16 protein-coding genes are annotated in these 21,027 nt (G+C 71.5%); 1 reads left to right on the top strand and 15 read right to left on the bottom strand.

Annotation, left to right across the window (positions count from 1 at the left end; all coding sequences use genetic code 11):
- Positions 1 to 2 precede the first annotated feature (2 nt).
- From AX018_RS14910 to ppsA, 4 genes are all read right to left on the bottom strand, one after another.
- Positions 3 to 482, bottom strand: a complete 480-nt coding sequence (locus AX018_RS14910) for a hypothetical protein (protein ID WP_111878521.1) — start codon at positions 480 to 482, stop codon at positions 3 to 5.
- A 114-nt stretch (positions 483 to 596) separates the two neighbouring features.
- Positions 597 to 2,666 (bottom strand): VC_2705 family sodium/solute symporter, encoded by a 2,070-nt coding sequence (locus tag AX018_RS14905; RefSeq protein ID WP_111878567.1) that lies wholly within the window; start codon positions 2,664 to 2,666, stop codon positions 597 to 599.
- Complete coding sequence (locus AX018_RS14900; RefSeq protein WP_111878519.1) at positions 2,659 to 3,006, bottom strand: DUF4212 domain-containing protein; 348 nt, start codon at positions 3,004 to 3,006, stop codon at positions 2,659 to 2,661. Before AX018_RS14900 ends, AX018_RS14905 begins: the two co-directional genes overlap by 8 nt.
- A 34-nt stretch (positions 3,007 to 3,040) precedes the next feature.
- On the bottom strand, positions 3,041 to 5,431 hold the full coding sequence (gene ppsA / locus AX018_RS14895; protein WP_111878516.1) for a phosphoenolpyruvate synthase: 2,391 nt from the start codon (positions 5,429 to 5,431) through the stop codon (positions 3,041 to 3,043).
- Positions 5,432 to 5,659: 228 nt separating this feature from the next.
- Here ppsA and ppsR point away from each other — a divergent pair, with 228 nt between their 5' ends.
- Positions 5,660 to 6,481 (top strand): posphoenolpyruvate synthetase regulatory kinase/phosphorylase PpsR, encoded by an 822-nt coding sequence (ppsR, locus tag AX018_RS14890; RefSeq protein WP_111878514.1) that lies wholly within the window; start codon positions 5,660 to 5,662, stop codon positions 6,479 to 6,481.
- A gap of 205 nt (positions 6,482 to 6,686) precedes the next feature.
- Here ppsR and AX018_RS14885 read toward each other — a convergent pair whose 3' ends face one another.
- The 11 genes from AX018_RS14885 to ahpF all read right to left on the bottom strand — a co-directional run bounded on the left by AX018_RS14885 (position 6,687) and on the right by ahpF (position 20,993).
- Positions 6,687 to 7,490, bottom strand: a complete 804-nt coding sequence (locus AX018_RS14885) for a heme ABC transporter ATP-binding protein (RefSeq protein ID WP_111878511.1) — start codon at positions 7,488 to 7,490, stop codon at positions 6,687 to 6,689.
- Positions 7,487 to 8,557: a FecCD family ABC transporter permease gene (locus AX018_RS14880; RefSeq protein WP_111878509.1), complete on the bottom strand. Its 1,071-nt coding sequence runs from the start codon at positions 8,555 to 8,557 to the stop codon at positions 7,487 to 7,489. The genes AX018_RS14885 and AX018_RS14880 overlap by 4 nt, the downstream gene beginning before the upstream one ends.
- Positions 8,554 to 9,450: a heme/hemin ABC transporter substrate-binding protein gene (locus AX018_RS14875; RefSeq protein ID WP_111878564.1), complete on the bottom strand. Its 897-nt coding sequence runs from the start codon at positions 9,448 to 9,450 to the stop codon at positions 8,554 to 8,556. Before AX018_RS14875 ends, AX018_RS14880 begins: the two co-directional genes overlap by 4 nt.
- 32 nt (positions 9,451 to 9,482) lie before the next feature.
- Positions 9,483 to 10,574: a hemin-degrading factor gene (locus AX018_RS14870; protein WP_111878506.1), complete on the bottom strand. Its 1,092-nt coding sequence runs from the start codon at positions 10,572 to 10,574 to the stop codon at positions 9,483 to 9,485.
- Positions 10,571 to 10,924 carry a hypothetical protein gene (locus AX018_RS14865; protein ID WP_111878504.1) on the bottom strand — a complete coding sequence of 118 codons (354 nt, stop codon included), beginning with the start codon at positions 10,922 to 10,924 and terminating at the stop codon, positions 10,571 to 10,573. Before AX018_RS14865 ends, AX018_RS14870 begins: the two co-directional genes overlap by 4 nt.
- Positions 10,925 to 10,945: 21 nt before the next feature.
- Positions 10,946 to 13,174, bottom strand: coding sequence for a TonB-dependent hemoglobin/transferrin/lactoferrin family receptor (locus AX018_RS14860; RefSeq protein WP_245951562.1), 2,229 nt, complete (start codon positions 13,172 to 13,174; stop codon positions 10,946 to 10,948).
- Positions 13,175 to 13,362: 188 nt separating this feature from the next.
- Entirely contained in the window at positions 13,363 to 14,130 is a 768-nt protein-coding gene (locus AX018_RS14855) for a DeoR/GlpR family DNA-binding transcription regulator (protein WP_111878501.1), read from the bottom strand.
- Between the two features lie 84 nt (positions 14,131 to 14,214).
- Complete coding sequence (locus tag AX018_RS14850; protein WP_111878498.1) at positions 14,215 to 16,407, bottom strand: phosphocholine-specific phospholipase C; 2,193 nt, start codon at positions 16,405 to 16,407, stop codon at positions 14,215 to 14,217.
- Positions 16,408 to 16,456: 49 nt separating this feature from the next.
- Positions 16,457 to 16,627, bottom strand: coding sequence for a hypothetical protein (locus tag AX018_RS25270; protein WP_170146269.1), 171 nt, complete (start codon positions 16,625 to 16,627; stop codon positions 16,457 to 16,459).
- A 282-nt stretch (positions 16,628 to 16,909) separates the two neighbouring features.
- On the bottom strand, positions 16,910 to 18,952 hold the full coding sequence (locus AX018_RS14845; RefSeq protein ID WP_170146270.1) for a patatin-like phospholipase family protein: 2,043 nt from the start codon (positions 18,950 to 18,952) through the stop codon (positions 16,910 to 16,912).
- A gap of 472 nt (positions 18,953 to 19,424) precedes the next feature.
- Positions 19,425 to 20,993: an alkyl hydroperoxide reductase subunit F gene (gene ahpF, locus AX018_RS14840; protein WP_111878493.1), complete on the bottom strand. Its 1,569-nt coding sequence runs from the start codon at positions 20,991 to 20,993 to the stop codon at positions 19,425 to 19,427.
- Positions 20,994 to 21,027 lie beyond the last annotated feature (34 nt).

The raw sequence follows: 21,027 nt of genomic DNA, 5'->3' as shown, positions 1-21,027 counted from the left end.
GGTCAGCCGAACAGCGCCTCCTGCAGGCGCCGGTATTTCTCGTCGCCGACCAGCTCGCGGATCTTCGGCGCCAGGGCCGCGAGCTCTTCCATGCTGCGCGCCCCTTCCACGGCCAGGTTCAGGCGGAACCCCTTCAGCCCGAGGCTGGCCGTGAGTTCCGTGGCGACCCGGTAGGCGTTCTGGTAGCGGTCCGCCAGGGCCATGCCCACGCCGGGCGAGGGTGCGGGCGCGGCCGCCGCGTCGCCCGCCGGCGCACCCGCCCGGAGGACCGGCACCTTGCCGCCCGGCGACTCCAGCAGGCCCTGATCGACCATGGTCTGCACGTCTTCCATCGAGATGCCCATCGCCGCCGTGGCCGCGAGCACCTGGGCCACCGTGCGCTGGCCGTCGAACAAGATGAACGCCGACCGCTGGCGCGACGTGAGCCCGCCGTTACGGTCTTTGAGGGCCAGTTGGCCCGCGGGGGTTTTGACGAGAAGCACGGTTCACCTTGGGTCACGGGAGCCGCGGCGCGGCGAAGTGCGAAGCAGAGTCGCATGGGCCCCGCGGTTTGTGAATCGGGGTTTCTGTCCATGCCGGGCGGGCGCGGTCCGCGATCAGGGCGGCGCCGCAGGCCCGGGGTGCGCCGGCCGGGTCGCCAGGCTCACGATCCAGGTCGCGAGCAGGCCCGCGGGCACGCCGAACACCCCGGCGGAAACCGGATCGATGCCGAACCAGGGCGCGTCCAGCCGCAGCCACGCGGGCGCCACGGCGTGGACGGCCTCGGTCTGCGCGGCCAGGTAGTACACCGACAGCCCCAGGCCGCAGAGCATGCCCGCCACCGCGCCCTGGCGCGTCGCGCCGCGCCAGAAGATGCCCAGCACCATCGCCGGCACGAAGGCCGACGCGGCGATCGAGAACGAGGCCGACACCATGGGCAGGATCTCCGAGCGCTTGAGCGCGGCCACGAAGGCCGCGAGCAGCGCCACGGCCAGCAGCGCGAACTTGGACAGGATCACGCGATGCTCGGGCGAGACCGGCCGGCGGCGCCCGTGGAAGAACAGGTCGCGCACCAGCGCATTGCTGATGGTGAGCAGCAGGCCGTCGGCCGTGGAGAGCGCAGCCGCCAGCCCGCCGGCCGCCACCAGCCCCGAGACCACGTAGGGCAGCCCGCCCAGCTCGGGCGTGGCCAGCATGATGAGGTCGGCCCCGAGGCGGATCTCGCCGAACTGCACGATGCCGTCGCCGTTGACGTCCTCCACCGAGAGCAGCGCCGGGTCCACGCGCGACCACTGCCCGATCCAGCCGGGCAGCGCGTCGAAGCGGCTGCCCACGAGGTTCTGCATGACCTCGAACTTCACCAGCACCGCCAGCGCCGGCGCGCTGAGGTACAGCAGCGCGATGAAGAACAGCGACCACGCCACCGACGAGCGCGCCGCCGCCACCGAGGGCACGGTGTAGTAGCGCGTGAGCAGGTGCGGCAGGCCCGCCGTGCCCACCATGAGGCAGAACATCAGCGCGAGAAAATTGCGGCGCGATGCCTCGTAGGCCTGCCGCTCGGCCGGCGTGCCCTCCGGGTCGCCCGCGTAGGCCTGGCCGTGCGGCGGCAGACCGCCCAGGGGATGGATGCGCTCCAGGCTCTCGCGCATCTCCCGCGTCCAGCGCTCGCGCGCGGCCTCCTCGCTCTGCGGCAGGGCCGCCAGCTCGCGGCTGGCCGCCACGATCAGGCCGACGTCGGCGTTCTGGTCGCGCAGCGCGTGGATGCGCAGGCGCGCCGCCTCGCGCTCGCGCTCCAGCGCCGTGCCCACGTCGCGCAGGCGCTCCTGCAGCTCGCGGGCGCGGCGCTCGTAGGCGGCCACCACCTCGCGCTCGGCCGGGGAGTCGAGCAGCCCGTGCTCCAGCGCCGCGATCTTGCCGAGCTGGGCGCCGTACACCGCTGACGCGACCGGGTTGCCGAGCTGCTTGTAGGCCAGCCAGGACACGGGGATCAGGAAGGCCAGCAGGATGACCACGTACTGCGCGACCTGGGTCCAGGTGATGGCCCGCATGCCGCCCAGGAAGGAACACAGCAGCACGCCCCCCAGGCCCAGCATGATGCCGATCTCGAACTGCACGCCCGTGAGGCGCGAGGCGATCAGGCCCACGCCGTAGATCTGCGCGACCACGTAGGTGAACGAGCACAGCACCGCCGAGAGCGCCGCGATCACGCGCGGCCAGCGCCCGCCGAAGCGCACCTGGAAGAACTCCGGGATGGTGTAGAGGTTCATCGCGCGCAGGTGCGGCGCGATCAGCAGCGCGACGAGGCAGAAGCCCCCCGTCCACCCCAGCAGGTAGGCCAGCCCGCCCGCCTGCCCCGGCATGCCCGAGAAGCCCTGCAGGTACAGCGCCCCTGAGAGGCTGATGAACGACGCGGCGCTCATCCAGTCGGCCGCCGCCGCCATGCCGTTGTAGAACGGCGGGATGCGCCGGCCCGCGACGTAGTACTCGTCCGGGTCGGTCGTGCGGCCATAGACGCCGATGGCGGCATAGACCATCACCGACAGGAACAGGAAGATCGGCCCGATCCAGTGGCGCGAGAGCCCGCGCTGCTCGGCCCAGGCCATCAGCGCCAGGAAGGCCACGACGCCCAGCGCATAGAGCGCGAGCATGCGGTGCAGCCGCCAGCCGGCGCCGCGCCCCTCAGCCATGGCCGGGCGGTGCGGCCGGCGGCGCGGCGGGGGCCTGGGGTGCGGCGCCCGCGGCGCGGGCATCCATGCGCTCGAAATGGTTCATCGCCACGCAATAGGCCACGACGATGCCGATGAAGACCAGCACGGCCCCCTGCGAGGCGATCCAGTAGCCCAGCGGCCAGTCGCCCACGCGCCATGCCAGATCGCGCACGAAATAGCAGGCCCCGAACGAGACCGACGCCCAGACCGCCAGCAGCACGGCCTTGAGCCAGAGGTGGCGCGCGTCGTGCAGGTCGGGCGGAAAGGGCGCGCCCGCGGCGCCCTCCTCGGCTTGCGGATGGGGCGGGCGGGCTGCCATGGAGAAGAAGGGGCCTCGCGCGCCGCTGCCGCCGTCAGCCGGCGAGCTTCTGCCAGGTGGCGATCACGCTGTCGGGGTTGAGCGAGATCGAGGAGATTCCCTGCTCCGCCAGCCACTGCGCGAAGTCGGGGTGGTCGCTGGGGCCCTGGCCGCAGATGCCCACGTACTTGCCCTGGGCCTTGCAGGCGGCGATGGCGCGCGAGAGCAGCGCGCGCACGGCCGGGTCGCGCTCGTCGAAATCGGCCGCGAGCAGTTCGAGGCCCGAGTCGCGGTCCAGGCCCAGCGTGAGCTGCGTGAGGTCGTTGGAGCCCACCGAGAAGCCGTCGAAGAACTGCAGGAACTCGTCGGCCAGCACGGCGTTGGAGGGCACCTCGCACATCATGATGAGCTTGAGCCCGTTCTTGCCGCGCTCCAGGCCGTGCTCGGCCAGCAGCTTCGTCACGCGCTCGGCCTGGCCCAGCGTGCGCACGAAGGGCACCATCACCTGCACGTTGGACAGGCCCATGCCGTTGCGCACGCGCTTGAGCGCCTCGCACTCCATCGCGAAGGCCTCGCCGAAGTCCTGGCTGATGTAGCGCGCCGCGCCGCGGAAGCCCAGCATCGGGTTTTCTTCCTCGGGCTCGTAGCGGCTGCCGCCGATGAGCTTGCGGTATTCGTTGGACTTGAAGTCCGACAGGCGCACGATGACCGGCTTGGGCCAGAAGGCCGCCGCGATGGTCGCCACGCCCTCGGCCACCTTGTCCACGTAGAAGGCACGGGGCGACGCATGGCCGCGCGCCACGGATTCCACGGCCTTCTTCAGGTCGGCGTCCACGGCGGGGTAGTCCAGGATGGCCTTGGGGTGCACGCCGATGTTGTTGTTGATGATGAACTCCAGCCGCGCCAGGCCCACGCCCTCGTTGGGCAGCTGGCAGAAGTCGAAGGCGAGCTGCGGGTTGCCCACGTTCATCATGATCTTGGTGGCGATCTCGGGCATCTCGCCGCGCTGCACCTCGGTCACCTCGGTTTCGAGCAGGCCGTCGTAGATCCGGCCGGTGTCGCCCTCGGCGCAGCTCACGGTGACCAGCGTGCCGTCCTTGAGCAAGCTGGTGGCGTCGCCGCAGCCCACCACGGCCGGGATGCCCAGCTCGCGCGCGATGATGGCCGCGTGGCAGGTGCGCCCGCCGCGGTTGGTGACGATGGCGCTCGCGCGCTTCATCACGGGCTCCCAGTTGGGGTCGGTCATGTCGGTGACGAGCACGTCGCCGGGCTGCACCTTGTCCATCTCGGCGATGTCGCTCACGAGGCGCACGGGGCCGGTGCCGATCTTCTGGCCGATCGCGCGGCCCTCGGCCAGCACGGTGCCCGAGCCCTTGAGCTTGAAGCGCTGCTCGGCCTGGCCCTTGGACTGGCTCTTCACCGTCTCGGGGCGGGCCTGCAGGATGTAGAGCTGGCCGTCGGTGCCGTCCTTGCCCCACTCGATGTCCATCGGGCGGCCGTAGTGCTGCTCGATGAGCAGGGCGTAGCGCGCGAGCTGCTCCACGTCGGCGTCGGTGAGCGAATAGCGGTTGCGCAGCTCGGTGGGCACGTCGGTGGTCTTGACCAGCTTGCCGCTGGCCTTCTTCTCCTCGGGCGAGGCGAACACCATCTGGATCAGCTTGCTGCCCAGGTTGCGGCGGATCACGGCCTGGTTGCCGGCGGCCAGCATGGGCTTGTGGACGTAGAACTCGTCCGGGTTCACGGCGCCCTGCACCACCGTCTCGCCCAGGCCGTAGCTGGAGGTGATGAACACCACCTGGTCGAAGCCGGACTCGGTGTCGATCGTGAACATCACGCCGGCCGCGCCCAGGTCGGAGCGCACCATGCGCTGCACGCCGGCCGAGAGGGCCACCACGTCGTGGGCGAAGCCCTTGTGCACGCGGTAGCTGATGGCGCGGTCGTTGTAGAGGGAGGCGAACACCTCCTTCATCTTGTGCAGCACCGACTCGATGCCCACCACGTTGAGGAAGGTCTCCTGCTGGCCGGCGAAGGAGGCGTCGGGCAGGTCTTCGGCCGTGGCGGAGGAGCGCACGGCGAAGCAGGCCTCGGCGTTGCCGCCGGAGAGCGTAACGAAGGCGCCGCGGATGGCTTCTTCGAGGTCGGCCGGGAAGGGCTGGGCCTCGACCATGGCGCGGATCTCGGCGCCGGCGGCGGCCAGGGCGCGCACGTCTTCGGTGTCGAGGGTCTTCAGGCGGTCGCTGATTTTCTGGGCCAGCCCGTCGTGGGCGAGGAACTGGCGGAACGCGTGGGCCGTGGTGGCGAAGCCCGTGGGCACGCGCACGCCCTCGGGCAGTTGGGAAATCATCTCGCCGAGGGAGGCGTTCTTGCCGCCCACCGACTCGACGTCGGTCATCCTCAGGTTTTCAAACGGAACGACCAGGGCGGTCGGATCGAACAGTGCAGACATGGGAAAGCTCCAGAAGTTGAAACCGGGTCTGCGCGCCGAGAGAGGCCCGCGCGCGAAGGCGGGCTGGCGCTGCTGTCACCCCTGCATGCGCTCTGGCTTGGCTGTTCTGGTTGTAGGCCGGCGGAATGCATGGTGGAAATGGGAATAATGGGCGCGATTGTAGGCCGGCCGGGCGCGAGGCGCTCGCGCGGCACGGCCGGCCCGCCCTTTTCCGGAAGCACCCGCCCCATGCACACGCGCACCGTTTTCTTCATCTCCGACGGCACCGGCATCACCGCCGAAACCTTCGGCAACGCCATCCTGGCGCAGTTCGACATCAAGCCGCGCCACGTGCGCCTGCCCTTCATCGACGACGAGGACAAGGCCCACCAGGCTGTGCGCCGCATCAACCACACGGCCGAACTGGAGGGCAAGAAGCCCATCGTGTTCACCACCCTGGTCAACATGAGCGTGCTGCGCATCATCCAGGACAACTGCAAGGGCATGCTGCTGGACATGTTCGGCACCTTCATCCGCCCGCTGGAGGGCGAGCTGGGCATCAAGTCGCTGCACCGCGTGGGCCGCTTCGCGGACGTGAGCCTGAGCAAGGAATACACCGACCGCATCGAGGCGATCAATTTCAGCCTGGACCACGACGACGGCCAGAGCCACCGCGACCTGGACGGCGCCGACGTGATCCTGGTGGGCGTCTCGCGCAGCGGAAAGACGCCCACCAGCCTCTACCTGGCCATGCAGTGCGGCCTGAAGGTGGCCAACTACCCGCTCATCCCCGAGGACTTCGACCGCCGCCAGCTGCCGCCCGCGCTGGAGGCGCACCGCAAGAAGATCTTCGGCCTGACCATCCAGCCCGAGCGGCTCTCGCAGATCCGCAACGAGCGCCGGCCCGGATCGAAATACGCCGACCTCGCCAACTGCCGCCACGAGGTGTCCGAGGCCGAGGCGATGATGCGGCGCTCGGGCATCCGCTGGCTCTCCACCACCACCAAGAGCATCGAGGAGATCGCCACCACCATCCTGCAGGAGGTGCGGCCGGAGCGGCTGGTGTATTGAGCCGCCGGAAGGCGGCGGCGCCCCGGCACTACATTTTTGATAGCAAACTATGTAGAAAACACGGCGACGTGGCCGCGGTTTTCTTCATTCCAAGGCATTCCATACGGGTTTGCAATCAAAAAGAGAACAAGGCGCGAAGCTGCAGACAGTGCAGTCGCACGGCAAAGCGAAGCAACGCCGTTATCTTTTTGATTGCGAAGCCGTATCAGCCGCCGATGAGGAACTGCGGCGTGCCATCGGCAGCCATGGCGGGCGTGCAGGACACGCCCCAGGTGCGCTCGATGGCCCCGGCCTGCAGCACCTCGCCCACCGGGCCGAACACGGCCCCGCCGCCGGCCGCCGGGCCGAGCAGCAGCGCATCGTCGGCGTAGCGCAACGCAAGGTTCAGGTCGTGCAGCACGGCCACCACGCCCACGCCCTCCTCCCGCGCGCGCTGGCGCAGCAGGCCCAGGCAGCGGTGCTGCCAGGCAAGGTCCAGCGCGGCGGTGGGCTCGTCCAGCAGCAGCCAGCGCGCGGCGCCGTCCGGCAGGGGTTCCCAGAGCTGCGCCAGGGCGCGCGCGAGGTGGGCGCGGGCCTTCTCGCCGCCCGACAGGCGCTGCACGCCGCGCCCGGACAGGTGCGCCACGCCGGTGGCGTCCATGGCCTGCTCCACGATGGCGGCCTCGCGCGGGCTGGGGCGCAGGCGGTGCGGAAAGCGCCCCAGCTCCACCACCTCGCGCACGGTGAAGTCGAAGGCCACGGCGCCCTCCTGCGGCAACACGGCGCGCCGCAGCGCGAGGGCCGGCGCGGCGGTGTCCGCCAGGGGCCGGCCGTCGAGCGCGATGCGGCCGGCCAGCGGCGCGCGCTCGCCCGAGAGCAGGGACAGCAGCGTGGATTTGCCAGCGCCGTTGGGCCCCACGATGGCCGCCACGCGCCCCGCCCGGAACGCGGCCGAGACGACGGCCAGCGGCGCGCGCCCGCGCACGCCCACGGCGACGCGCTCGCAGGCCAGGGTGCCGGCGGCGCTCACACCCGCTCCCGGAACTGGCGCAGCATGGCCAGGAAGAGCGGCACGCCGATGCAGGCCGTGAGCACGCCCAGCGGCAGCTCGGCCGGCTGCACGACGGTGCGCGCCGCCGCGTCGGCCACCAGCACCAGCGCCGCGCCCAGCAGCGCCGAACCGGGCAGCACCACGCGGTGGTCCGGCCCGGCCGCCAGCCGCACCCAGTGGGGCGCCACGAGCCCGATGAAGCCGATGATGCCGGTGGTGGCCGTCACCGCGCCCACGGCCAGCGCGGCGGCCAGCACGGCCAGGCGCTTGGTGCGCTCCACCGGCACGCCCAGCAGCGCGGCCTGGGCCTCGCCCAGGGCGATGGCGTTGAGCGCGCCCGCCAGCCGCAGCCCCAGCCCGCCCGCCACCGCCACCAGGGCCGAGACGGTGAGCACCGCGCTCCAGCGCGCGCCGCCCAGGCTGCCCAGCAGCCACATCTGCACGTTGCGCAGCTGCTCGTCGGTGGAGATGAAGCTCAAGTACCCCAGGCCCGCCATGGCGAGCGCGTTCACCGCCACGCCGGCCAGCAGCATCAGCGCCATGCGCGTGCCGCCGCCCGCCTGCGCGAGCAGGTAGATGAACAGCGTCACCGCCAGCCCGCCGCCGAAGGCCGCGGCCACCAGGGCGCCGCTGCCCAGGCCGCGCGGCAGCGCCGGCCACCACAGCCCGCCGAACACGATGGCGGCGCCCGCGGCCAGCGCCGCGCCGCTGCTCACGCCCACGAGGCCGGGGTCGGCCAGCGGGTTGCGGAACAGCCCCTGCATGAGCGCGCCGGCCAGCCCCAGGCCGGCCCCCGCCACCGCCCCGAGGACCAGGCGCGGCAGGCGGATGTGGAAGAAGACGAGGTGCTCCGGGCTCGCGCCCGCCGCGCCGGGCCGCAGGGCCTCGGCCAGCAGCGCGGGCCACTGGCCGGGCGCGATGGCGTAGGCGCCGTGCGCCGCGCCGAACACCAGGGCCGCCGCCACCAGCGCCACGCCCAGCGCCAGGGCCGCGCCGCGTCCCAGGCGACGCGACGGCGCCGACGCGCGGACGGAGGCCGCCGTCATGCGGTGGCGTCGAGCAGCCGGCCGTGCAGTTCGGCCACGGCGCCGGGCAGGCGCGGGCCGAAGCCCAGCAGGTGGTTGGCCTCCATCGCCACCAGGGCCTTGCGGCGGAAGGCGGGCGTCAGGACCAGTTCGGGGCGGCGCCAGAAGGCGTCCGCCCCGCCCAGGGCCTCCATGCCCTGGGTGGTGTTCAGGAACAGGTCCGGCGCGGCGCCGGCGAGCGCCTCGGCGGTGAGCGGGCGGTAGCCCTGGAAGGCCTCGCCCACGGGGTTCACGCCGCCGGCGAAGCGGATCAGCGCATCGGCCGCCGTGCCGCCGCCGGCCACCATGGGGCTGCCCGAGTGCGACAGCAGGAAGATCGCGCGCGGGCGGCGCGGCGCGGCCGCCACGCGCTGGCGCGTGGTCTGCCAGTCGGCGTCCAGCCGCGCCCACAGCGCCTGCGCCTCGCGCTCGCGGCCCGCGACGCGGCCCACCAGCAGGGCCTTGCGCCGCACCTCGTCCCAGGTGTGGTCGGCCTGCACGATCTCCACCGCCACGCCCGCGCCGCGCAACTGCTCCAGCACCACGGCGGGGCCGGCCTCGTGCGTGCCGATCACGCAGTCGGGGCGCAGCGAGAGCAGGCCCTCGGCCGAGAGCTGGCGCATGTAGCCCACCTTGGGCGTCTTCTGCGCGGCCTCGGGATAGAGGCTGGTGGTGTCGGTGCCCACGAGCAGCGATTCGGCGCCCAGGACATAGACCATCTCGGTGAGCGCGCCGCCCAGCGACACGATGCGTCGCGCGGGCGCTCGCGCCGGCTGGGCCCGCAGCGGCCACGGCAGGGTGGCGGCGGCAAGCGCCGCGCCGCCGCGCAGCACCACGCGGCGCGGCAGGGGAGAGGCAAGCGGATCGGAAGGCATGGAAGGCATCGCGGAAGGGAGCGTCATGGGGATCAGGGCAACGGCAGCTGCGCCACCAGGGCGCGCCACCCGGGCAGCTCCGCCCGCCCCGGCTTGCGCTCGCCGAAAAACATGGCCATCACCTCGCCGTCGGCATCGAAGGCCTCCACCGAGGTCACCACGCCATCGGCGGTGGGCTTCTCCACCACCCACACGTGGGCGATGCGGTCGGCCCGCAGGTGCAGGTTGAAGCCGGCATCGAGCACGTTGATCCAGCGCGCGGCGGGCGTCTCCAGGGGTTCGACGCGGTGCACCGTGCCGGTGTGGATCTGGATGCAGCCGGCATTGCCCACGAAGACCATGATGGGCAGTGCGCCGTCGGCGGCCGATCGCAGCAGCGCGGCCACGCTGTCCGGGCCCAGGCGGCGCGCGAAGCGGCCCTCGGCCAGGCGCAGGCCCTGCTGGCGCTCCACGCCGAAGCGCGTGAGCAGGCCGAAGAAGTCGTGCGTGTCCCGCAATTCGGACCAGGCCTGCAGGAAGCCGGCGGCGTCGATGTGCGCGTCGGGCCGGGGCACCGGGGCGGGCGGGCGCGGGCGGAACACGTAGCCCGCGCTGGGCTGGGCGAAGCGCGCCACCAGGGCATCGAACGCGGCGGCGTCGCTGGCCTCGCGCAGGTAGACCTTGTGCACGGCGTCGCCGTGCGGGTCGAAGAACTGCAGGCTGCGCGCGGGCGGCTGGTCGGCCGCGCGGCCGGGCTCGGTGACGGCATAGCCGGCGTGCCAGTGCTGGAAGAACAGGCGCAGGTCGATGTCGGCACCGAGCGCGATCCCGATGCGGCCCTGCGGCCCGGTGGCCGAGATGTTCTGGTAGGTGCCGGTCTTCTCGTGCACCGTGCTTTCGTTGCGCGTCAGGGCCATGAGCGGGCCGCAGGCGCCCAGCGCCTGCAGCATCTCCACCCACGCGCCCTGCAGCGGCACGGCCTTGATCGGGTGCCCGTGCTCGCCGGCGTGGGCGGCGATGGCCGCGCCCTCGGACAGGCCCAGGTGCAGCGCCGCGTCGCGCGCGCGCCGCCCGGCAGCGCGCGCGGCGGCGAAGCTCTCGCGCACCTGCGGCGCGGGCGGGTCGGCGGCCAGCACGGCGCTCATTGCAGTGCCTCCGGCGCCGTGTGCCACAGGCGGCGCTGCAGCTCGTCGGCACTCGGCGCGGCATCGCGCGGATCGGGCTCCAGCAGCCCCAGGCGACGTGCCCAGCGGTTGCGCAGGTTGCCCACCATCGCGCGGAAGTGCGGCGTGAGGCCCTCCATGCGCGAGAGGCTCTGCAGGTGGGCCGCGATCTTGCGGCCCATGGCCAGCCGGTCGCTCTCGCGATCGCTGTGCGCGTAGCCGGTCATCAGCGCCAGCGTGCCGGCGAGCAGCGCTTCAGCGCAGGGCAGCCCGGGCTCGGCGCCCTCGGGCGTCAGCAGGGGGTTGTCGGAGGTCTCAGGGGAGTGGGACACAGGCGTGCTCCTCGCGAAATGTCAGAAATCGGCCACCAGCGCCACGCGGGCGTAGCGGCCGGGCTGGGTGTAGGCGTCGATGAACGCGGCATTGGCGGCCAGGCCGCGCACGTCGGACCAGCGCCAGTACTTCTTGTCCGTCAGGTTGTAGATGCCGGCCGTGAGGCGCAGGTCCTTGCGGATGCGCCACTGGCCCGAGAGGTCGAGCACCGTGTAGGCAGGCGTGAGGAACTGCGTGGCGCCGTTCACGTCGCTGGCCTTCTTGGCCGCGCTGTGGGTGGCGTCCAGGCGCAGCATCCAGCCGGGCGTGTCGTAGCGCAGGCCGGCGGAGAGGCGCTGCGGGTCGATGGAGTTCACCGGCTGGTTCGTGGCCGTGTCCTTGCCCTGCGTGCGGCCGTAGGCGAACGGCGTGCTGAGCATGCCGCCCGCGAAGCGGCCCCAGCGCACGTCGCCCTTGACCTCGAAGCCGCTGATGCGCACCTTGCCGAGGTTGATCGACTGGAACACCAGCGGGTTGCCCGGCGCGCCCGTGCCGCTCACCTGCTGCAGGTCCTCGATGAAGTCGCGGTAGCGGCCCGTGAAGGCGGCCACGTCGAGCGACACGTCCTTCATCCGGCCGCGCACGCCCACCTCGAAGTTCTGGCTCTTCTCGGGCTTCAGGTTCGCGTTCGGGATGGTGCGGTAGTTGCCCACCGGGTTCTCGAAGAAGGCGTTGATCTGCCCGGCGTTGGGCGCGCGGAAGCCCGCCGCGTAGTTGCCGAACACGCTCCACTGGTCGTCCACGCGGTAGAGCGCGCCCAGCTTGGGGCTCAGCTCGGTGCCCGAGAGCGAGACCACCGTGGCGTTGAAGCCCGTCTGGCTCGGCTTGATGCGGAAATGGTCCAGGCGCGCGCCGGGCGTGATGCTCCAGCGGCCGGCGACGATCTCGTCCTGCAGGTAGAGCGCGGTGCTGGTCTCGGTGGTGTCGGGGAAGCGCTTGAGCGGGAAGGTCTCGCCCACGGGCGGCGTCACGCCGGTCTGCAGGTTCTCGACCTGCGTGCGTGTGAAGTCGAGGCCGTAGGTGATCTTCTGCGACCAGCCGCCCTCCATGCGCAGCAGCTTGCCGGCCTGCAGGTTGGCCTGCCAGGTGCGCTCGTCGTAGGTCACGTCGCGCACGCGGTCGGCGGCGGTGTTGCGGTCCTCGTTGATGAGCTCGCGCGAGTGGGCGTCCTGGAAGCTCAGCACGGCCTTCAGCTCGTCGGCCACGGCGGTGTTGACGCGCCAGTTGCCGTCCCAGGTGGCGCGCGTGCGGCGCATGTCGGTGGACGAGCTCGACGACAGCACCGAGGTGGCGGCGAGCGGCGGCGTGGCGCGCGAGGTCAGCAGTTCGTAGTCGGCGCTCTTGTCCACGTGCTCCAGCGTGAACACGTGGCGCTGGCCGCCGCCGGGCGTCACCACGGCCTTGGCGAGCAGGCTGCGGCCCTCGTCCTTCTCGGGGTTGGGGCGCGTGCGGCTGGCATTGGCCGAATCGTTCGTGCCCTGGTTGTCCAGCTCGCGCGAGCGCGACACGCTCGCGCCCACCAGCCACTGCACGGTGTCGTTCGGCCGGCCCGCGAGCGTGGCGCCCAGGCGCTTGCCGTGGTCGTCGCCGTCATAGCCCACGCTGGCGCGGCCGCCGAGGGTCTTGCCGCCTTCGAGGAACTGCGCGGGATCGGCGGTGATGAAGTTCACGAGGCCGGCCATGCCGTCGGAGCCGTAGAGCGCCGAGGTGGCGCCGCGCACCACCTCGATGCGCTGCACGAGGCCGATGTCGAGGTAGTCGCGCCCGAAGGCGTTGGCGCTGAAGGCATAGCTGCGCGGCAGGCGGATGCCGTCCACCATCATCAGCACGCGGTTGCCGTCCAGGCCCCGGATGTTGAAGCCCGCGTTCTGGTCGCGCCCGTTGCCGGTGGCCTGGCCCGCAAGCGTGAAGCGCGCCGGGCTGCGCGCCACGGACACGTTGGGCAGCGAGCGCGCGGCGTCGCGGATGTCGGTGATCTGCTCTTCCTCCAGTTGCCGGGAGCCCAGCACGTCCACGCTCATGGGCAGCAGATCGGGGTCCTGCTCGCTGCGCGAGCCGCTGATGACCACCTCCTTCATCACCGCCTCCGCGGGCGCGGCCTGCGCGGCGGGGGCGGTCTGGGCCTGCGCGCCGACGGCCACGCAGGCCAGGGCGGCGAACCACGCCAGCGGATGGAGAGCGAAATGCGGGAGAGCGGGGGAATGCGCCACGGAAATGAGCCCTTGTGTCTGGATCGGAAAAACGAACAGAGCTGGCTCGGGACAGCCCGCCCGGGGGGCAGCTGCGTGGCTTGCTGGAGGGCGAGTATATGAGAATAGTTATCAATACGTAACCGTGATTCGTGGAATCCCCTTCCGGCATTCCAGGTACGGAGGGCGCGCCAGCGCGCCCCGCGGCGCTATGCCAGCACGACCCGGCCCACGGCCTTGCGCAGCGGCGCCAGCGCGGCCAGGCCACCGGCCTGCCGGTCGGTCACCAGCACCGCCACGTCGCGCGCGGCGCAGTAGGCGACGCGGCTGCCCGCGCCGATCTTGCCGTGGTCGGCCAGAATGGCCACCTGGCCCGCCTGCCGCGCCATCGCCTGCGCCACGGCGGCCTCGTGGTGCTCGTAGCTGCTGGCGCCCTGCTGCGCATTCATGCCCACGGGCGACAGCAGCGCGATGTCGGCGCGGTAGCGGTGGATCTCGTTCACCGTGGCCTCGCCGTAGGTGGCCTGCACGTCGGCGCGGGGCTCTCCGCCCAGCAGCAGCACGCGGTGGCCGGGAGGCCCCTGGGGCGAGAGGGCCAGCGCGATGGCGATGGAATTGGTGATCACGGTGAGGCCCGCCATGGAGCGCAGCTCTTCGGCGAAGCAGCCCATCGTGCTGCCGGCGTCGATGAACAGCGTCTGCCCGGGCGACACCAGCCGCAGCGCGGCCTTGGCGATGGCGCGCTTCTCACGGGCGCGCAGGCGCTGGCGCTCGGCGTAGGGGGCCTCGGGCACCGGATGGAGCGCCACGGCCCCGCCGTGCACCCGGCGCAGCACGCCGCGCGCCTCCAGCGCGAGGATGTCGCGGCGCGCGGTCTCGCGCGAGATGTCCAGGTCCTGCGCGATCCGCTCGGTGCTCACGCGCACGACGGTGGCCAACAGGGATTCGATGCGAAGCAGGCGCTCCTCTTGCAGCATGGTCGGGTCGGGATCTGTCTGGGGGGATGGGGAGCGCGCCATCGTGCCACAGGGCCCGGGCCCCGCGGCGCCCCTCTCCCGTGCCTATCCGGCCTGCCCCATGGCCGGGTCGCTCAGCCCGTCGCGGCCGGTCTCGACGCGGCCCGCGAAGCGCCGCGAGAACCCCGGCAGCGCATCGCAGGTGACCACGAAGTCGTACCAGCTCGCGCTGCCGGACAGGTCCCAGTGCATCTCCTGGGTCTGGCCGGGCGCGACCGTGGCGCTCCACGGGCCGTCGCCGCGGTAGGCCCGGGCCTGCACGGTCAGGGCCGTCTCCGTCCCGCCCAGGTTCATGAGCGTGAGGTACACGTTGCCGTTGGCGACGTCGTAGCACACGCGCACCTCGGGGGCGGGCGTGCCCGGCACGCCCAGCGCGGCCAGGTTGCCCGTGAAGCCCCGGTGGAAGCCGTTGGGGCCCAGCACCCACAGGTCGTAGGCGCCGTTGTCGGCCCCGGTGTTCCAGCGGTCGTCGAGCTGCCTGCCAGCCTCCACCGCGTAGCGCCGGGGCGCGCGGTCCAGGTGCAGCCGGTCGTACACGTGGAAAACGCCGGCGGCGGTGCCCGTGTTGGAGAAGATCATCTGCACCATGCCGGTGGACGGCTCCGCCCGCGCGCTGGCGTGCAGCTCGTAGGGCAGCGCGCGCGAGGGGCGCGTGCCGGCCGTCTGCCGGGGCACGGTCTGCGGCGCGGGCACGGCGATCTGCGGCAGCGCGCCCTGCGCGGCGCGCAGCGCATCGGCCTGGTCCCGGCTGCGCCGGCCCGCCAGCGTGGCCAGGGGCGCCTCGTTGGGCGTCACGAAGTCGAAGGCCGTGGTCAGGTCGCCGAACACGGCGCGGCGGTAGGGGCTGATCTGCGGCTCGCGCACGCCGAAGCGTGTCTCCAGGAAGCGCAACACCGAGGTGTGGTCGAAGTTCTGCGAGTTCACCCAGCCGCCCCGGCTCCAGGGCGAGATCACCCACATCGGCACGCGCGGCCCGGGGCCGTAGCAGTCGCCGTCGGGCGGCGGCATGTCGGTGTTGGGATACGGCGTGTGCGTGTAGTACTCGTAGGCCATGTCCCGCGCCGCCAGCGTGGTCTTGCCGAACGTGCCGCCCTGCCCGTCCAGCGACGGCGCGCACGGTGGCGGCAGGTGGTCGAAATAGCCGTCGTTCTCGTCGAAGTTGATGAGCAGCACGGTCCGGCTCCACACGTCGGGATTGGCCGTGAGGGCATCGAGCACGTCCTGCACGTACCAGCCGCCCTGCACGGGGCTGGAGGGGCCCGGGTGCTCGGAATAGATGGCCGGGGGCACGATCCACGACACCTGCGGCAGCGTGCCGCCCAGCACCGCCTGCCGGAAGGTGCCCAGGAAGCCGCCGTCGGGCATGGTGTTGGCGATGCCCTTGTAGAGCGGGTTGCGCGCGTCGTCGGTGGCCGGGTCGTAGGCCGGGTTGACCTCGCGGTCGGTATAGACCGGCTTGCCCGAGGCCAGGTTGGCCTGCCGGTACTGCCGGAAGCCGATCAGCGGGTTGTCGGTGAAGTTGTCGGGCATGTTCTGGTAGACCATCCACGACACGCCGGCCTGCTGCAGGCGCTCGGGGTAGGTGGTCCAGTCGAAGCCGCCGGTGCGGATGTCGGTGTCGGAGTCCAGCTCGTCCCAGACGTTGTTCACCACCACCTGGGCCGCCGGCCCCGTGGCGCCGTTGGTGCCGGTCCAGTGGAACAGCCGGTTGGAATTGGTGCCGCCGTGCAGCGAGCAGAAATACGCGTCGCAGATCGTGAAGGCCTCGGCCAGCGCGAACTGGAACGGAGCCTCCTGCCGCGTGAAATAGCCCATGGACTGCGGATGCTTGTAGCGGGCCCATTCGTGCATGCGGCCCCGATCCCAGGCGTTGCGCGCATCGATCCAGCTGTGCGGCGTGCCGCTCGCCCGCTGGGCATTGCCCGCCGTCTGGTCCAGGTGGTAGGGCGTCACCGGCTGGCCGTTCGCGTCGAGCTGCCGCCAGACGCCGAGGCCGCCCGGCGCGGGGATGGTGAACCGGTCGCCGAAGCCGCGCACGCCCGCGAGCGTGCCGAAGTAGTGGTCGAACGAGCGGTTCTCCTGCATGACGATGACGACGTGCTCCACGTCCATGATCGTGCCGGTGCGCTGGTGGGCCTGGATGGCCAGGGCGCGCTGGATGCTGGGCGGAAACAGGGCCAGCGCGGCGGTGCCGGCGGAGGCCTGCAGGAACTTCCGTTTGGAGGAGTCGAGGGTCATGGCGGTGCGGGCTTCGGGGTGGAGGGGCGGGCTCGGCGGTGGGGGCCGGTCAGGGAGCGCAGCGCAAACGGGGCTGGGCCGTGCCGGAGGCACTGCTGCTGCCGCTGTCGCCGCCGCCCCCGCAGCTGGCCAGGGCCAGCGCGATCGCCGCGCCGGCCAGCAACGCGAGGAGGCGCCACGCCCGCCGGGGGCGCGAGGGATGGGCATCGATTGGGGTCATCGGGGGCCTCGTGGGTCGGTTGGAAATCTGCCGGATGCCGGGGCGGAAGACACACCATCCGGCCACAATTTGCAGAAAAACACACAAACGCAAAAATCTGCAACCAGAATGATCCGCAGCCCCCATGTCAGCCGGATGACCCAGGCTGTCATCGTTGTTGCCGCCTGCAACCGTTCCTTCAAAAAGCAAAAGCGGCCCGCAGGCCGCCGCGTGCGCCGCGTGGCCACGCCCCCCGGCGAAGCAACGCAGTGATCTTTCGGGTTGCGAGACCGTAACGCAACCTCATGCCGGGTCGGGAAGGGACAGGCGCGCCCGCAACAGGCTTTCCCGGTCCTTGCTCGACAGGTCGTCGCGCCGCAGCGCCTCATCCAGCTTGAGCGCCATGGCCTGGACATCCGAGCGGCCGCTCGCGGCGGCCAGCGTCCTGCCCGCTTCGCCCAGCACGTCGCGGATCGCGGGGGTGATTCCCGCGCGGCCCATCGCCGGATAGAGGATCTGGGTGGACACCCGCAGGCCCTCGCGCCGGGCCGTCTGGTCCGCGTCCTTTTCGCGGCACAGGCGCAGAAAGGGGCCGTCCCCATCCGATGGCTGGCCTCGCACCAGGTCCATGATGCGCTGGTGCGCCGGCTGCGGCGATGCGGTCAGCATCGATGCCCAGGCATCCAGGCGATCGGCATGGCCGTCCGCTTCGGCCTCCACCGTGCGCGCCCAATCGTGGATCTGGTGGCGCAGCGCATCGACCGGCGTGGCGGCGTCCGCGCTCTCCAATGCCCGGGCCATCCGCGCGAGACCGGCACGCATCCATGCCGCGGCCCCGAACGCTTCGCTAAATCCGGGGTGTCCTTCGGGCACGGGATTTTCCGGGCGGCCGATCTGCGCGAACCGATCGCCGTCCAGGCCCGACAGCAGGTGGTCCAGCGACCGGAAGGACACATCGGCACTGCGGGATTGCAGGTGGCTGTCGATCTTGTCGAAGAATGCATCCTGCAGCGCGGCCCGCTCCCGGGAGGTCATTTCCAGGGCCAGGGTGCCTTTGGAGCCGGAATAGTCGGCATCGACACCGGGAACCCCTTTCAACTGCGCCATGACCGTCTTCGGGCGCAGATCCTCCTGGGCCAGCCGTTCAGCGGCGAACTGGCGCGAGGCGTTGTTGAGCCGGCCAGACTCGCTGCTGTTGCGCACATGGTCCACCACCTTGGCCCACAGGCCCGCGTCCCCCGGGCCGGAGGATTCGCCCAGGGCCTCGCTGAAGACGGGGTGCTCCAGGGTCAGCACCAGGCTCTCTTCCTTCGGAGCATCGGCGTCGATCAGTTCGAGGGCCGCGGTGTTCATCAGGACGCCGCCATCCTCGAACCGGATCTTCAGGGAACCATCGGTCGTGTCGTGCGGCAGGCTCTGCGTGCCTTGCGCCACGATGCCGGGCAACGAGGCGGACAGTCTGGCGGCGTGGGAAACCTCCATCCAGTGCAAGTCAGGGTTGTCGGAGCTGAAGACCGCGAGTTGCCGGTCGGGGCGCCGGCCCTCTGTCTCGCTCACGATGGCGGTGCTGGTGCAGAAAAATCCCTTGATGCCCGGAACCTCCCGGCCCAGGCGGTCGACGTCGCCCAGGGTCAGCTCGCCGCAGGCGGCGTCATCCAGCTCAGCCTGCAGGCGCGCCCGCTCCTCCTCCTGCCCAGGGTGGCCGATCAGGCGCTGCAGAGCGCCCCTCGCGACCTCGTAGCGTTCCTGGCGGTGGCGCAGTGCCTCCAGTTCGGGCAGGGCCTCGCCGGCCAGCGCACCGCTGCGCTCCAGGCCTTCCAGCGCGTCGAGCCGTTCGCGGGCCTGCAGCCGGGCCTGGATCCGCCGGATATCGGCCCGCGTGTCCGCCAGCCCCGACGCGGCGATGCGCTGGAGGGCCGATTCGCGGACCTTGCGGTTGAGCAGGTTCGTGAGGTTTGGCATCTCGGTGCCCCGGTTGCTCGCCATCCGGACGAGCGCGCCGATCTTGCCCGGCGGTGGCCTGGACGCGGCGCCCGGCGGGCGGGCCTTCTTGCCCATCATGCCGAGCATGCCGAGCATGTCGAGCTGGTTGACCGTTTCGGCGAGGTCGTCCGGCTGCGCGCCGCTGGCCAGCATGGCGGCCACGAGGGCGCCCGCCGAGGCGCCCCCCACTTGGCGCAGGTGTTCCAGTTGCCCGTGGGCCTGCAGGGCCTTGATGGCGCCGGGATAGACCGCGCCTTTCGCGCCGCCGCCGGTGAGTTCCAGGCGGCGCAGCATGAGCGGCTGCTTCAGGATGGCGGCGCCACGGGCGTCCAGGTGGATGGAAAAGCCCTGGCCTGAAAACACGGGCGGAGGCAGGACGGGCGCCGGAGCCAGCGGTGCCAGAAGACGGGCCACCGGCGGGGGACCCCGCCGCTCCGGCCTCTGGACCGGGCCACTGCCCTGCGCCGTGTCCGCCACGTCCGGGGACCGCATGCAGCCCAGGAGCGCCGATGCCGAGTCCCGCCATGACTGCCGCCGCTGCAACGGATGCCCGGACCCCGGCGCGGGGGTGGACGCGTGCTGCCGAAGCGGGGGAGAGGCCGCATCGGCGGGTCCGGAGGCGCGGATCGGCGCGGAGGTGGACGACAGCAGTCTGGGGATCATGGCGGCGGAGGTGGAATGGTTTCATTCCATCTTCCGGAACCCGGGCCGCCGCCAGCGCACGCGGAGCGAAACGCTCGACGGGAAAACGCATGGCCGGCCACGCCTCCGGCCGCCTTTCCCACGAAGCGGGACAAAGCCGGGCGGCTCGTCGGGCCACCCGGTGAGCCCGCCGTCAGGCCGGAGCGGTGGTGCGGATCAGGTGGTCGAACGCGCCCAGCGCCGCCTTCGCGCCCTCGCCCGCCGCGATGATGATCTGCTTGTACGGCACCGTGGTGCAGTCGCCGGCACCGAACACGCCGGGCACGCTGGTGCGGCCATGCGAGTCCACCACGATCTCGCCGAAGCGCGACAGCTCCACCGTGCCCTTGAGCCAGTCGGTGTTGGGCAGCAGGCCGATCTGCACGAAGATGCCTTCGAGCGCGAGATGGCGCGCCTCATCGTTGGTGCGGTCGGTGTAGCTCAGGCCGGTGACGCGGTTGCCGTCGCCCTTCACCTCGGTGGTCTGCGCGTTGAGGATCACGTCCACGTTCGGCAGGCTGCGCAGCTTGCGCTGCAGCACGGCATCGGCCTTGAGCTCGCCGGCGTACTCCAGCACCGTCACATGGGCCACCACGCCGGCCAGGTCGATCGCGGCCTCCACGCCGGAATTGCCGCCGCCGATCACCGCCACGCGCTTGCCCTTGAAGAGCGGGCCGTCGCAGTGCGGGCAATACGTGACGCCCTTGGTGCGGTACTTGTCCTCGCCCGGCACGTTCATGTTGCGCCAGCGCGCGCCGGTGGAAACGATCACGGTGCGGGACTTCAGCGTGCCGCCGTTCTCCAGCTCCACCTCGATCAGCCCGCCCTCGGCCGCGGCGGGCCGCAGGGCCTTGGCGCGCTGCAGGTTCATGAGGTCCACCTCGTAGTCGCGCACATGCTGCTCCAGCGCGGCGGCGAACTTGGGGCCGTCGGTCTTGCTGACCGAGATGTAGTTCTCGATGTCCAGCGTGTCGTTCACCTGGCCGCCGAAGCGCTCGGCCGCCACACCCGTGCGGATGCCCTTGCGAGCGGCATACACCGCCGCCGCGGCACCGGCCGGGCCGCCGCCGACGATCAGCACATCGAACGACTCCTTGGCGGAGAGCTTGGCGGCTTCGCGCTTGGCGGCGCCGGTATCGAGCCTGCCGATGATCTCCTCGACCGTCATGCGGCCGGAGCCGAAGACCTGGCCGTTCAGGAACACCATGGGCACGGCCATGATCTCGCGGTCGGTCACTTCCTGCTGGAAGGCGCCGCCTTCGATCACGGTGGTGCGGATCTTCGGATTGAGGATGGCCATGAGCGACATCGCCTGCACCACGTCCGGGCAGTTGTGGCAGGTCAGGCTCATGTAGACCTCGAAGTCGAAATCGCCGTCGAGCGCCTGGATCTGCTCGATCACGTCCTGCTCCACCTTGGGCGGATGGCCGCCGGTCCACAGCAGCGCCAGCACCAGCGACGTGAATTCATGGCCGAGCGGCAGGCCGGCGAAGCGCAGGCTCGTCTGCGTGCCCGCGCGCTGCAGCGTGAACGAGGGCTTGCGGGCATCGCTGCCGTCGGTGCGCAGCGTGATCTTGTCGCTGCGCAGGGACTGGATGGTTTCCAGCAGTTCGCGCGTCTGGGCGGAAGCCTCGCTGCCATCCAGGGACGCCACGATCTCGAACGATTGCGTCACGCGCTCCAGGTAGGCTGAAAGTTGGGATTTGAGTTGATCGTCGAGCATGGTGGTGTCCGTGTGAAATCCGGGTCATGCCTCC

The organism is Paracidovorax anthurii (assembly GCF_003269065.1).
Classification (GTDB): domain Bacteria; phylum Pseudomonadota; class Gammaproteobacteria; order Burkholderiales; family Burkholderiaceae_C; genus Paracidovorax; species Paracidovorax anthurii.
Note: the sequence above shows the minus strand (reverse complement) of the source record. Positions and strands in the feature narration are given on the sequence as shown.

What these genes read in the sequence shown, in the direction of transcription:
- AX018_RS14905 (WP_111878567.1), bottom strand. Translation starts at nt 2,666, where the DNA reads ATGGCTGAGGGGCGCGGCGCCGGCTGGCGGCTGCACCGCATGCTCGCG.
- AX018_RS14900 (WP_111878519.1), bottom strand. Translation starts at nt 3,006, where the DNA reads ATGGCAGCCCGCCCGCCCCATCCGCAAGCCGAGGAGGGCGCCGCGGGC.
- ppsA (WP_111878516.1), bottom strand. Translation starts at nt 5,431, where the DNA reads ATGTCTGCACTGTTCGATCCGACCGCCCTGGTCGTTCCGTTTGAAAAC.
- ppsR (WP_111878514.1), top strand. Translation starts at nt 5,660, where the DNA reads ATGCACACGCGCACCGTTTTCTTCATCTCCGACGGCACCGGCATCACC.
- AX018_RS14880 (WP_111878509.1), bottom strand. Translation starts at nt 8,557, where the DNA reads ATGACGGCGGCCTCCGTCCGCGCGTCGGCGCCGTCGCGTCGCCTGGGA.
- AX018_RS14875 (WP_111878564.1), bottom strand. Translation starts at nt 9,450, where the DNA reads ATGCCTTCCGATCCGCTTGCCTCTCCCCTGCCGCGCCGCGTGGTGCTG.
- AX018_RS14870 (WP_111878506.1), bottom strand. Translation starts at nt 10,574, where the DNA reads ATGAGCGCCGTGCTGGCCGCCGACCCGCCCGCGCCGCAGGTGCGCGAG.
- AX018_RS14855 (WP_111878501.1), bottom strand. Translation starts at nt 14,130, where the DNA reads ATGCTGCAAGAGGAGCGCCTGCTTCGCATCGAATCCCTGTTGGCCACC.
- AX018_RS14850 (WP_111878498.1), bottom strand. Translation starts at nt 16,407, where the DNA reads ATGACCCTCGACTCCTCCAAACGGAAGTTCCTGCAGGCCTCCGCCGGC.
- AX018_RS25270 (WP_170146269.1), bottom strand. Translation starts at nt 16,627, where the DNA reads ATGACCCCAATCGATGCCCATCCCTCGCGCCCCCGGCGGGCGTGGCGC.
- ahpF (WP_111878493.1), bottom strand. Translation starts at nt 20,993, where the DNA reads ATGCTCGACGATCAACTCAAATCCCAACTTTCAGCCTACCTGGAGCGC.